6 protein-coding genes are annotated in these 13,236 nt (G+C 62.0%); 4 read left to right on the forward strand and 2 right to left on the reverse strand.

Annotated elements, in window-relative coordinates; genetic code table 11:
• Positions 1-20 precede the first annotated feature (20 nt).
• Together DMX12_RS11340 and DMX12_RS11345 are read right to left on the reverse strand one after the other, a co-directional pair.
• Entirely contained in the window at positions 21-4,571 is a 4,551-nt protein-coding gene (locus tag DMX12_RS11340; RefSeq protein ID WP_256598440.1) for a dermonecrotic toxin domain-containing protein, read from the reverse strand.
• A gap of 226 nt (positions 4,572-4,797) precedes the next feature.
• Positions 4,798-6,744, reverse strand: a complete 1,947-nt coding sequence (locus DMX12_RS11345; RefSeq protein ID WP_223809683.1) for a BCCT family transporter — start codon at positions 6,742-6,744, stop codon at positions 4,798-4,800.
• A gap of 533 nt (positions 6,745-7,277) precedes the next feature.
• Between DMX12_RS11345 and betI the strand changes: the two genes are divergently transcribed.
• The 4 genes from betI (at position 7,278) to DMX12_RS11365 (ending at position 13,233) form a co-directional block, all read left to right on the forward strand.
• A complete protein-coding gene (gene betI / locus DMX12_RS11350; RefSeq protein WP_009684989.1) occupies positions 7,278-7,934 on the forward strand; it encodes a transcriptional regulator BetI in 657 nt (218 codons plus the stop codon).
• A 38-nt stretch (positions 7,935-7,972) separates the two neighbouring features.
• Positions 7,973-9,445 (forward strand): betaine-aldehyde dehydrogenase, encoded by a 1,473-nt coding sequence (gene betB / locus DMX12_RS11355; protein WP_009684988.1) that lies wholly within the window; start codon positions 7,973-7,975, stop codon positions 9,443-9,445.
• A 157-nt stretch (positions 9,446-9,602) separates the two neighbouring features.
• A complete protein-coding gene (betA, locus tag DMX12_RS11360) occupies positions 9,603-11,294 on the forward strand; it encodes a choline dehydrogenase (protein ID WP_054912240.1) in 1,692 nt (563 codons plus the stop codon).
• A 196-nt stretch (positions 11,295-11,490) separates the two neighbouring features.
• On the forward strand, positions 11,491-13,233 hold the full coding sequence (locus DMX12_RS11365) for a potassium/proton antiporter (RefSeq protein WP_054912241.1): 1,743 nt from the start codon (positions 11,491-11,493) through the stop codon (positions 13,231-13,233).
• Positions 13,234-13,236: the final 3 nt, after the last annotated feature.

The following is a 13,236-nucleotide window of genomic DNA, read 5'->3' on the forward strand; positions in this document are numbered from 1 at the left end:
AGAAGCAAGCCGCCCCGAACCTACTGTGCTGTTGGACGATCGAAAGGAATGATCCCCGTGGCTTGCTGTAATGTCAGCTTGCCGCGGTAAAGCTGCTGCCCTGTATCCCTGGCAACCTGGCTGCTCAGGTAACGCTGGGCCCACACCTTCAGGTGCCCCGAAGTAAAATCCCGGGCGTAGGCAGCCTGCGACCGCAAATGGAAATGCACAGCCCAGAGTTTACGGTTGTTTGACAAGAGCTGGACCAGGTACTCATCGAAAGCGCTACCGTCCGCCATGACATGCCGCTTGAGGTATACGACCTTGATCGCCTTCAAATCGTGAAGAAAGCGCAGGGCTTCGGCAGTGGGGCGGCTGGTGTGGGTGTACAGGGTGGTCAGTTGCACCTCCTTCTCTGTACGCAGCGTATCCACTTCCTGTTCCAAGGTCCTGATCAGCGCATCGTCGCCACCGGCATCGCGCACTACGCTCACTGCCTCGGTCAGTTTGTTCAGCTGAAGATCGTATATCCTGGCCACCAGCGACCCGCTGATATCGATCTTGACATAGGCCTTGGCTGAGGCTCGATGGTCATTGCTCTTATTCAGTAGGGACTGCACCCAACTAGCGAGATCGGCTAGGGGGGCTTCGTCGGGTAACGATGGCTGCTGGACCTCGCGCCACTCGCCATCTACTTGTTCAAAGGTGGCCAATACCTTATCGCTGATCTTCTCACGCACCTCGAGCAAGGATTGCCCTTCGATAAGGTTGCCGATCATCAGTTGGCCCTGGGCATTACGCACCAACCGCTGCGGCACGAGGGACGCCGGATAAGGCCTACGCCCGGTCGGTAGAAGGGGGTGATCCTGCTCATCATACGCTATGCCCAGACGTACGTTCACATCGAGCTTGAGTTTGCTGATGTGCTCCCGATAGCGCTTGATCATGGCCGGTTCGATCAACGCCCCACCCTCTCGGCAAACGCGATCGCTGTTGACCAGTGCAGCACTGTATTCGTCCCAGGCTTCGTGGAGGATGACAACCCTGTCCTGCGCCGGCAGGTTGGAGAAGGCCAGCTCGCCGTGGGCTTCGGCCGCGTTGCGCAGGCTTGAGCTGGCCAGGGCAGCTTTGTAGCCTGCAAGTACGTCTGGCCGGTCGCTTTCCAGGTGCAGCGCCAGCTCGGCCAGATTCACCACTTGGTGTAAACGCAGTTGAACTGTACTGACGCGGCGCTTGGCAATTATGTCTGCGACGGTGCGTTTGGCGTTGCCCCCCCAATCCTGTACCTCGAAATCTTCCGGCGTTTCGGTCAACAATTGATCCAGCTGCTCACTCCCGACCAACATGCGATCCTGCACGTCGATCACGACTTGCTGTTTGACGCGCAACTTCTCATACAAATCCGCGAATTCACGAACTGGCCGCCCATCCAGCGCGTTTTGCATCTCCACAAGTTCGGGGTAATTCGCAAGGCTCCAGAGCTCGGTGAAAATAATCTCGGCATCGTTGATAGCGCTGTTGCGAACAACTTTATCGTGCTCGGCAAGCACCCCGTCCCAGCCCCCCTTTTCCCGCTCACGGGCAAATTTGTCTTCTCGCATGGTCGCGTGCAGCGCCAGTATTTCAATATCGGCGCCGACCGCAGCTTCCAGCTCCTTCAGCATCAGGTTCATCTGTGTGAAGTGGTCCTGCTCGAACGTAATCTTGCGCTCATCGTAAAGCGCGAGCGTTGTGCACAACTGCGACTTCCCCGCCTCGTCTTCGGCGGGCAACGCGGCCAGCCTTTCGGATGCGTTGGCCCGAAGTTCCCTGAGTTTCAGCAGTTTTTCGCGCAATTCCTGCGCAGCCCTGGCAAAAGGCCCGGCTTGCTCTCTGGCCTCCCGGGCGCGGTTGTCAAGGCGACTTATCTTTTGGTGCAAGTCGCGAAACCGAGCACCCAGCCTCTCTTGAGTAAATTTTGGCCCCATGCCACCCCGCAGACCAAGCGCCGTGTCCACACGCCACGCGCCGTCGACGAAACGCAGCCAGGGCCCCGCGGCTCCGCCACCATCGACCACCCGTACACCCTCTGGCAACCGCTCCACGCGGTAGGTATCACTGGCCAGGGCTACATAATGATCGCCGTCGATCAGGTACAAGCCCGTCGCCGTACCTTGGTTCAAGGGCTGCACGCCCGCAAGCGAGACCGGTGCACGCATGGCCCTGAGTGCTTCGCGCTGTTCGCGCGACAACCAATTGAAGCCACTCTGACCTCGCCATGAAAAATCGAGCCAGCGGCTCGGCAGCGCTTGGCCAGGCGCAGGCGTTTCCTCGATAGGCGCGATTGCAATTTCGGCAAATGCGCCGCGCTGCGCCTCAGGCCCCTCGACCTCCGCCGCACCGGGCAATGCATAGGCGGGAAAGGCTTTGGCGGGTTGCCTGGCATGCAGCAACACCATGCCCAGGTTCAATATCAGGTCAACCGTTGCCGCCGACCGATCAAACTCATTGCCACGCTCCAAGGCCTCAATGTCTTGCTGCAACGCGTTGAGCAATTGCACCAACCAGGCCACCGAGGCCACAGGCCCCCGAAGCGCCAAGGTCACGACATCGAACAACAGCCATGCCCCCTCGCACAAGGTCTGCCAGCGGCTCTCGGCGTTGGACACAGACTGTTCATCAGCGAGCGTCAGCAGCAGGTCCCGATTGGCTGTATAAAGTTTCTCGTCAATGTTGCTACGCCAGAATTCGATCGCCAGCCTGGCAGGTTCCGGACGCTCAGGCAGCGCATAGGGGTCGATGCCGATGACGCTGATGTGCGGTTCGCGGAAACCACCATGGTCGTAGACAGGCCTGGCGCTGGGCTGCATCCAGTCGAGAATACTCTCCTGCAAAATCTCCGATTCACGCACGTGTTCGAGCAAAGCCGAGAGGCTGGCATATTCACGCAGCGTGTCTTTGGCGAACAAGGGCCGGTACAGCAACACCAGCGAGGGTTCCGCGCAAAACAGAATGTACATGCAGCGTACCGGGTCCGTGACCCTGGACGCTGCGCTACGCCTGAACGCCAGCGGAAACAGGATCATGCGCGGCGCGTCGGGGTCGACGTGCCCCGCACAATAGTCGACCACGCATTGCAGGCCTGACTCTTTGATCTTGCCGTCCATCTTGGCAGTGAGTGCAGCGGCCAGCAGTGCTGCACGCCATTCCCGCCCCAGGCGCGTGACCCGGTCCGCGCGCTTGACCGGATCGTCCAGTTGCGCCGCGACATAGGCAGGATAATGGCTACCGATATCCACTTTGGTCACGAGGGCTCTGGCGGCGTCGGCATCGAGCCATGCCGGTGCCTCACCCCCGCCACGCAGGTAAATGCGCTCGATTGCCGCCCCCTTGAGCGACGCGAGGTTGCCAATGGCAAATTCGGTGAGCGTCTTGCTCCCGGCGAAGGCCAATGGCTCGCCGCCGCCGGTGCCTGTGCCCGCCCCACCAGGGATCCCACGGGCCAGGTAAAGGTCGAATACAAGATCGTCCGGCGAGCTGTCTGCCCCGTGATCCTCGCGGATCTGCCTGGTCAGCCGTTGACGGGCGTAATCGGTCAGCGATTGAACGCCATCCAGTGCTGAGACCCCACCCGAGTCGAGCTGGTAAAGCGCGAGTTGCAGCAAGGCAGCGCTGCAGGCAAAACTGTCCTGCGCACTGGCCATCAACCCAGGGGGAGGTTGCACTGCCGGGGTTTCATCCGGGTACCCCACGAACCACGAAGAAGGGTCGCCAAGCTGGTCAAAACGCTGCTCAAGGGCCGGAACATCCTGGATATCGGCATAACGCGCAAGCTCGACCCTGGCGAGCACCGTATCGAGCAGCAGCGAGACCTGCTGGGCAAACACATTGCCGGTGGCGGGATAGCGTTGCCAACTCATCCGTTCGAAGGCGTAGCGTTGCGCCAGTTCGTCACGCAAGGCCAGGCCAAACGCGTGCAACGACTCGAAACTGCGTACTATCCCCGAAGGTGCGCACCACAGGATGACCTCACGCTCATCCCACTCGGCGGCTATCAGCATCTGGCATTGCAGTTGATCGTATTGCATGGAGGCACTGGTCAGCCGGGCCTGCACGAAGTACACCGCGGGCTGCTCATCACCGCCGTGCAGCAGGCCGCGGATACAGGCCTGCTCCTGCGGGTCCAGTCCCTGCCAGGGCAAGCTGCGCAGTAGCGCGAGCTTGAGCAGCAACTGCAACCATTCGTCGCGACTCACCCCGGCGCTGCCCTTGCCTCGCCAGAACTCGAGCTGGGCCTCGCAGAAGTGTCGTGGCAAGTCCTCAACCAGCTGGTTCAGGGCAGCTGACAAGTCAGGCAATTGCCGGGTGTCGAACTCGCTCGACGAGCCGGCAAAACGATGGCTGCCGGTGAGCCCGAGGTTGTAATGGCGCCCATCCGCCAGTGGCGCCAGGCTCAACGCCTGAGGGTCGAGCAAGGCTTCCAGAACCCGATCCACAAAGGGTGTGGTGGTCCAATACGCAGTAGCGGGGTCTGGGCTGTCCAGCATCAGTGGGTCAGCATTTGTCAGGGCTGGCGTGGTGTTGGCCAACCATGGCAGGTGCGGCAGCAGCACGCGCAGTAGCTGCGCACTGGCGACCTGGCGCAGGGTCGGCCGGCCGTCGAACTGCCCGGCCACGGCCTGGCGGAAATCGAAGGGGGGTATCTTGTAACTCGTCATGCTGGGTGCCTCCGCTGAAAAAACCGCAGGCTGCGGTATTCAGGTGCGATACCCGCGCTACATATTGCTCAAAAAAAAGGCCTTGCACGGTGGGCAAGGCCTTTTCTTCATTGCAGCAGCGTCAGCTGTACACTCGCCCCAGCAACTGGCGATGGCTTTCGAACTGGTCCAGCACGTCACGCACGATCTGCTCGGGCGCAAAGCCCATCAGGTCGTACTCCTGGCTGCCGTCGTGCAGGTACACCTCGGCACGGTAGAAGCGTTGACGGACTTCCGGCTCGCCTTCCACCGGCGCCTCGCTCGGTGCCGCCAGGTAGCCGTCCAGGCTCACTTCGTAGACGAACGGGTTACCCTCTTCCATCATCACCCGCAGGCCCATCATGTCGCGCGCCTGGCCAACACGGGACTCCACGTCGAAGCCCAGGGTCTGCAACTGGGCAGCAGCCTCTTTCAGGGCCGGGCTGACCTGCTTGTCCATGAAGCGCTGCACCACGGCCTGGGTCGGCTGCAGCTCCAGCTGGGTCAGCCGCTCACTGAACCCGCGTCGACCACGGGCAGCCAGTTCGGCGCGCTCCTGCTCTACCGCCACGTCCTGTTTCATGGCCTTGTACAGGCCGAACATGAACAGCACCAGCACCACCGAGAACGGCAGGCCCGCCAGCACGACCATGGTTTGCATGGCCTCAAAATTACCGGCGAACAGCAAACCGATGGTCACCAGGGTGATCACCACCGACCAGAACACCACCATCCAGTGCGGGGCATCCTCGTCGACCTTGCCGCCTTTGCAGGACAGGTTGGCCATCATCACCGCACCGGAATCGGCCGGGGTCAGGAACAGCACGAAGCCGACGAACACCGCCACCCCGATCACGAGCTTGGCTGCCGGGAAGTATTCCAGCAGTTGGTAGATCGACATCGAGGGTTGTTCCAGCGCAGTCTTGCCCAACTCGACCGCGCCCTGGTTGATCACCAGGTCCAGCGCGGTGTTACCGAAGATCGACAACCAGGCCAAGGTGAAGCCCAGCGGGATCAGCAGCACACCCATGACCAGCTGGCGCACCGTGCGGCCTTTGGAAATACGGGCGATGAACATGCCTACGAACGGGCCCCAGGAAATCCACCAGGCCCAGTAGAACACGGTCCACAGGCCCAACCAGCGTTCGGACTTGCCAGCCTCGCCCTCATACACGTACAGGTCGAAGGTTTTCAGCACGATACCGTTGAGGTAATCGCCTACGTTCTGCACGAAGCCGTTCAGCAGGTGCAGGGTTTCGCCGCCCAGCAGGACGAAGATCAGCAAGCCGCTGAACAGCATGATGTTCAGGTTGGACAGGCGGCGAATGCCGTTTTCCACACCCGAAACCGCCGCCACGGTAGCTACGCCAGCCATCACCAGGATCACCACCAGCAGGTTGGTCTTGCTGTGGTCCATGCCGAACAGGTACTCCAGCCCGGACGACACCTGCATGGCACCGATGCCCAGGTTGGTGACCAGGCCCAACAGGGTGACGAACATGCCGAAGATGTCCACGGCATTGCCGGCGGCACCCTTGACCCAACGTTCGCCGACCAGGGGGTACAACGCCGAGCGCAGCGCCAGCGGCTGGTTATGCCGGTAGGCGAAGTAGCCCACGGCCAGGCCGACCAGCGCATAGATCGCCCAGCCATGCAGGCCCCAGTGCAGGAAGGTCAGCTGCAGGCCCTGGCGCGCGGCTTCCAGGCTTGCCGGGGTGCCCTCCGGTGGGTTGAAGTAGTGGTCCAGGGGCTCGGAGGCGCCAAAGTACAGCAGCGAAATACCGATGCCCGAAGAGAACAGCATGCCGGCCCAGGCGCCATAGCTGAAGTCGGGCTGGTCGTCCTTGCCGCCGAGCTTGAGGCTGCCGTAATCGGAGAAGGCCAGGTAGACGACGAACAGCAGGTAACCGCAGATCACCAGCATGTAGTACCAGCCAAAGGTGCGCGTCAGCCACTTCTGGGCCACGCCCAGCACCTGGCCGGCAGTTTCGGGTACAGCGATCAGCAAGGCAGTCAGAACAAGGATCATCAGCGCCGAGGTGAAGAACACCACGCGGTTGACCCGTACCCTCTCGGCGGGGGGCTTGGTAAGTGAGGCAGAACTCATTGCACGAATGCTCCGGGCAGTGCGGCTGTGGAGGCTAATCATTCTTTCCCGAGCAATTGGTGGAATATCCCCACTGCATCAGGTGTTATAAAAGCACCCTGGAAACCGTGATCCCGAATCGATACGTTGCAAAAAACAGACAGGTGGTCTGCTGCAAATGCCACGCTTTACCCGCTGGGTGCGCGCATTCGTCACAGATCACCCCGCCCGCTCCAAGGGCCCGCCGCAGGGCCGGGGCCACGTGGCAGAATCTGTATTTCGCATCGCTGATGCCCGTCAACGCCTTGTATTACGGGGGTTACGCGATTTCCTGGGGTGTCAATTCGTGCCTGCTCGACGACCTGAAAGACTGTCAATGGCACAAATTGTCGCAGAGCTTATTCTTTATTGATTGAACGTTCAATCAAAACAAAATAGACTGGTCTTCGCCGAGTCAGCCGCCTGTCGCCTGCTCGCAGGCCTGAGGAGATAGCAAGATGCCCAAGGTCGGTATGCAACCCATCCGCCGCCAGCAGTTGATCGAAGCCACGTTGCAGGCTGTCGACCAGGTCGGCCTGGGGGACGCCAGCATTGCGCTGATTGCCCGTTTGGCCGGGGTGTCGAACGGCATCATCAGTCACTACTTTCGGGACAAGAACGGCCTGATAGCAGCGACGATGGGTTACATCATGAATATGCTCAACGAAGGCGTTCGAGCACGTCGCCAGGCCCTGACGGACGACAGCCCGCGCGCTCACCTGAAAGTGATCATCGAGGGCAACTTCGATGCCAGCCAGGTGAACGGCCCGGCGATGAAAACCTGGTTGGCCTTTTGGGCTTCCAGCATGCACCAGCCCGATTTGCACAGGTTGCAACGGATCAACGACCACCGTTTGTACTCCAACCTGTGTTGCCAGTTTCGCCGTGCCTTGCCGCTTTACCATGCGCGCAAGGCCGCCCGTGGCCTGGCAGCCCTGATCGACGGTCTGTGGCTGCGCGGTGCCTTGTCGGGTGATGCATTCGACACTGGCCAGGCAGTACGGATTGCTTACGAATACATGGATCTACAACTGGCTAAGCAGCACACCCTGGGCACCAACGACCCGGCTGCTGAACAAGCGCGCACGGCCCTTGCCCACCCGGCAGGAGCGTGACGCAAAGCCAAACCACACACTGCACTTGCGAGGACACTATGGCCCGTTTCGGAACGCAAAAACTCTACATTGATGGCGCTTACGTCGACGCTGGCAGCGATGCCACTTTCGAAGCCATCAACCCGGCTACCGGCGAAGTCCTTGCCCACGTGCAGCGTGCGACCGAGGCTGACGTCGAGAAAGCCGTCGAAAGCGCCGAGCGTGGCCAGAAAGTCTGGGCTGCGATGACCGCCATGCAGCGCTCGCGCATCCTGCGCCGCGCCGTCGACATCCTGCGTGAGCGCAACGACGAGCTGGCCATGCTGGAAACCCTGGACACCGGCAAGTCGTACTCGGAAACCCGCTACGTCGACATCGTCACCGGCGCCGATGTGCTGGAGTACTACGCAGGCCTGGTACCGGCCATCGAGGGCGAGCAGATCCCGCTGCGTGAGTCGTCCTTCGTCTACACCCGCCGCGAGCCGCTGGGCGTGACCGTAGGTATCGGTGCCTGGAACTACCCGATCCAGATCGCCCTGTGGAAATCCGCCCCGGCCCTGGCCGCTGGCAACGCGATGATCTTCAAGCCATCGGAAGTCACGTCGCTGACCACCCTCAAACTGGCCGAGATCTACACCGAAGCCGGCCTGCCCAATGGCGTGTTCAACGTGCTGACCGGCAGCGGCCGTGAAGTCGGTACCTGGCTGACCGAGCACCCCCGCATCGAAAAGGTCTCCTTCACCGGCGGCACCACCACCGGCAAGAAGGTCATGGCCAGCGCCTCGAGCTCGTCGCTCAAGGAGGTCACCATGGAACTGGGCGGCAAGTCGCCGCTGATCATCTGCGCCGATGCCGACCTGGACAAGGCCGCCGACATCGCCATGATGGCCAACTTCTACAGCTCGGGCCAGGTATGCACCAACGGTACCCGCGTGTTCATCCCGGCTGAAATGAAGGCTGCCTTCGAAGCCAAGATCGCCGAGCGCGTTGCGCGCATCCGCGTTGGCAACCCGGAAGACGAAAACACCAACTTCGGCCCGCTGGTCAGCTTCCAGCACATGGAAAGCGTGCTGGGCTACATCGCCAAGGGCAAAGAGGAAGGTGCCCGCCTGCTGTGCGGCGGCGAGCGTCTGACCACCGGTGAGTTCGCCAAAGGCGCCTTCGTGGCCCCGACCGTGTTCACCGACTGCAGCGACGACATGACCATCGTCAAGGAAGAGATCTTCGGCCCGGTGATGAGCATCCTCACCTATGAAACCGAGGAAGAAGTGATCCGCCGCGCCAACGACACCGACTACGGCCTGGCCGCCGGTGTCTGCACCAACGACATCACCCGCGCCCACCGCATCATCCACAAGCTCGAAGCCGGTATCTGCTGGATCAACGCCTGGGGTGAATCGCCGGCCGAGATGCCGGTCGGTGGCTACAAGCAGTCGGGCGTAGGCCGTGAAAACGGCGTCAGCTCGCTGGCCCAATACACCCGTATCAAGTCGGTTCAGGTCGAACTGGGCGGCTACAACTCGGTCTTCTGACCGACAGTTGCAAGCCGCAAGCTTCAAGCTGCAAGAAAGAGCCGGTCGGCGTCAGACCGCCGGCCCTTGCAGATACCATCCATTCGCAAGCTTCGCCCAGCTGCTTTTTCTTGCAGCTTGTAGCTAGAAGCTTGCCGCTGCATTTCGGAGAAATGCCATGGAATACGATTACATCATCGTCGGTGCCGGCTCCGCCGGTAACACACTGGCCACCCGCCTGACCGAAGATGCCGGCGTCACCGTACTGCTGCTGGAAGCCGGCGGCCCTGACTACCGCTTCGACTTCCGCACCCAGATGCCAGCAGCCCTGGCCTTCCCGCTGCAAGGCCGCCGCTACAACTGGGCCTACGAGACCGACCCGGAGCCGTTCATGGACGGCCGCCGCATGGAGTGTGGCCGCGGCAAGGGCCTGGGTGGTTCGTCGCTGATCAACGGCATGTGCTACATCCGCGGCAACGCCATGGACTTCGACGGCTGGGCAGAACTGCCAGGCCTGGAAGACTGGACCTACCTCGACTGCCTGCCGTACTTCCGCAAGGCCGAAACCCGCGACATCGGCCCTAACGACTACCACGGCGGTGACGGCCCGCTCAGCGTCGCCACGCCCAAAGCAGGCAACAACCCGCTGTTCAACGCAATGGTCGAAGCCGGTGTACAAGCCGGTTACCCGCGTACCGAAGACCTCAACGGCTACCAGCAGGAAGGCTTTGGCCCGATGGACCGTTCGGTGACCAAGAACGGCCGTCGCTCCAGCACCGCCCGTGGCTACCTGGACCAGGCCAAGAAACGCCCGAACCTGACCATCGTGACCCACGCCCTCAGCGACCGCGTGCTGTTCGAAGGAAAGCGCGCGGTTGGCGTTACCTACCTGGTGGGCGACAGCGAAGAGCGCGTAGAAGCCCGTGCCCGCAAGGAAGTGATCGTCAGCTCCGGCGCCATCGCTTCGCCGCAGCTGCTGCAGCGTTCCGGCGTTGGCCCGCGTGCCCTGCTGGAAAGCCTCGACATTCCGGTGGTGCACGACCTGCCGGGCGTGGGTGAAAACCTGCAGGACCACCTGGAGCTTTACCTGCAGTACGCCTGCACCCAGCCGGTGTCGCTGTACCCGTCGCTGCTGTGGTGGAACCAGCCGGCCATTGGTGCCGAGTGGCTGTTCAACGGCACCGGCATCGGCGCCAGCAACCAGTTCGAGGCTGGCGGTTTCATTCGCAGCCGCCCGGAATTCAAGTGGCCGAACATCCAGTACCACTTCCTGCCGGTGGCGATCAATTACAACGGTTCCAATGGCGTGAAGGAGCATGGCTTCCAGGCGCACATGGGTTCGATGCGCTCCCCGTCCCGCGGCCGCATCCAGGCCAAGTCGAAAGACCCGCGCCAGCACCCGAGCATCCTGTTCAACTACATGTCCTCCGAGCAGGACTGGCAGGAATTCCGTGACGGCATCCGCCTGACCCGCGAAATCATGGCCCAGCCGGCACTGGACCCGTACCGTGGCCGCGAAATCAGCCCCGGCGCGCATGTGCAAACCGATGAAGAGCTGGACAAGTTCATCCGCGAGCACGCCGAAACCGCCTTCCACCCGTCCTGCTCGTGCAAGATGGGCACCGACGACATGGCGGTGGTCGATGGCGAAGGCCGTGTGCACGGCATGCAGGGCCTGCGCGTAGTGGATGCGTCGATCATGCCGTTGATCATCACCGGCAACCTCAACGCCACCACGATCATGATCGCCGAGAAAATCTCGGACAAGATCCGTGGTCGCAAGCCGTTGCCACGCAGCACCGCCGAGTACTACGTGGCTGGTGATGCCCCGGTCAAAGGCAAGCCGATGCGTGAAGTGAAGCAGGCGTAAGCCTGCACCGGCCGCATCGCCGGCAAGCCGCCTGCCACAGGTTGAGCACCGGCAACATGACAAAAGGCACCCACCGCGGTGCCTTTTGCACATCTGCAGAAACGCTTTACATGCTGCCAATTCATCAGGTTAGAATCGATTGGCACGCGACTTGCCAGTCATTCCCCTTTCCAGCGTTATCCCGGAGTACCTGCCTTTGGATGCCAGCACCATCAACAGCCTGTTCCTGATCGGCGCATTACTGGTGGGCGCGAGTATTCTGGTCAGTTCGCTGTCGTCGCGCCTGGGCATCCCTATTCTGGTCATCATTCTCGCCGTGGGCATGGTCGCCGGTGTCGATGGTGGCGGCATCATCTTCAACAACTACCCGACCGCCTACCTGGTGGGCAACCTCGCCCTGGCGGTGATCCTGCTCGACGGCGGCCTGCGCACACGGGTGGCGAGCTTTCGCGTAGCGCTATGGCCGGCACTGTCGCTGGCCACGGTCGGGGTCATGATCACCACAGCCCTGACCGGCCTGGTTGCTGCCTGGCTGTTCAACCTGAGCCTGATCCAGGGCTTGCTGATCGGCGCCATCGTCGGCTCCACCGACGCCGCAGCGGTGTTTTCGCTGCTGGGCGGCAAGGGCCTGAACGAACGGGTCACCGCCACCCTGGAGATCGAGTCGGGCAGCAACGACCCGATGGCGGTCTTCCTGACAGTTACGCTGATCGACATGATTGCCAGCGGCCAGACCGGCCTGCACTGGAGCCTGCTCACCCACCTGCTGCGCGAGTTCGGCATCGGCGGGTTGCTGGGCCTGGGCGGCGGCTGGCTGATGCTGCAACTGGTCAACCGGATCAACCTGGCCGGTGGCCTCTACCCCATTCTGGTGGTGGCCGGTGGCCTGGTGGTGTTCTCGCTGACCAACGCCCTGCACGGCAGCGGCTTCCTGGCTGTGTACCTGTGCGGCCTGGTGCTGGGCAACAAGCCGATTCGCAGCCGCCATGGCATCCTGCACATGCTCGACGGCATGGCCTGGCTGGCGCAGATCGGCATGTTCCTGGTACTGGGGCTGCTGGTGACACCGCACGACCTGCTGCCCATTGCCCTGCCGGCACTGGGCCTGGCGTTGTGGATGATCCTGGTGGCGCGGCCTCTGTCGGTGGTGGCGGCATTGCTGCCGTTCAAGGCCTTCCACGGCCGCGAAAAAGGCTTCATCTCGTGGGTTGGCCTGCGCGGCGCGGTGCCGATCATTCTCGCGGTGTTCCCGCTGATGGCCGGCCTGCCGGACGCCCAGCTGTTCTTCAACCTGGCTTTCTTCATCGTGCTGGTGTCGCTGCTGGTGCAGGGCACCAGCCTGCCGTGGATGGCCAAGCTGCTGAAAGTGACGGTACCACCGGATCCGGCGCCCATCTCCCGCTCTGCGCTGGAGGTGCACATCACCAGCGAGTGGGAAATGTTCGTCTACCGCCTGGGCAAGGAGAAGTGGTGCATCGGCGCCGCCCTGCGCGAGCTGAAGATGCCGGAAGGCACACGCATCGCCGCCCTGTTCCGCGGCGAGCAGTTGCTGCACCCCTCTGGCAGCACCGTGCTGGAGGTCGACGACATGCTCTGCGTGATCGGCCACGAACACAACCTGCCGGCGCTGGGCAAACTGTTCAGCCAAGCGCCGCAGCGTGGCCTGGACCTGCGCTTCTTCGGCGACTTCGTTCTCGAAGGCGATGCCGAACTGGGTGCGGTGGCCGCACTGTATGGCCTGAAACTCGATGGCCTGGACGCGAAAATGCCGCTGGCGCAGTTCATCCGACAGAAGGTCGGAGGCGCTCCAGTAGTAGGTGACCAGGTGGAATGGCACGGCACGATCTGGACCGTGGCGACCATGGTCGGGAACAAGATCCAGAAAGTGGGCGTCAGATTCCCCGAAGGAACGCGACCCGGACCAGGATTGTTCCTCTAAACT

This window comes from Pseudomonas sp. MB-090624 (assembly GCF_003205245.1).
Taxonomy (GTDB): Bacteria; Pseudomonadota; Gammaproteobacteria; order Pseudomonadales; family Pseudomonadaceae; genus Aquipseudomonas; species Aquipseudomonas juntendi.

What these genes read in the sequence shown, in the direction of transcription:
- betI (WP_009684989.1), top strand. Translation starts at nt 7,278, where the DNA reads ATGCCCAAGGTCGGTATGCAACCCATCCGCCGCCAGCAGTTGATCGAA.
- betB (WP_009684988.1), top strand. Translation starts at nt 7,973, where the DNA reads ATGGCCCGTTTCGGAACGCAAAAACTCTACATTGATGGCGCTTACGTC.
- betA (WP_054912240.1), top strand. Translation starts at nt 9,603, where the DNA reads ATGGAATACGATTACATCATCGTCGGTGCCGGCTCCGCCGGTAACACA.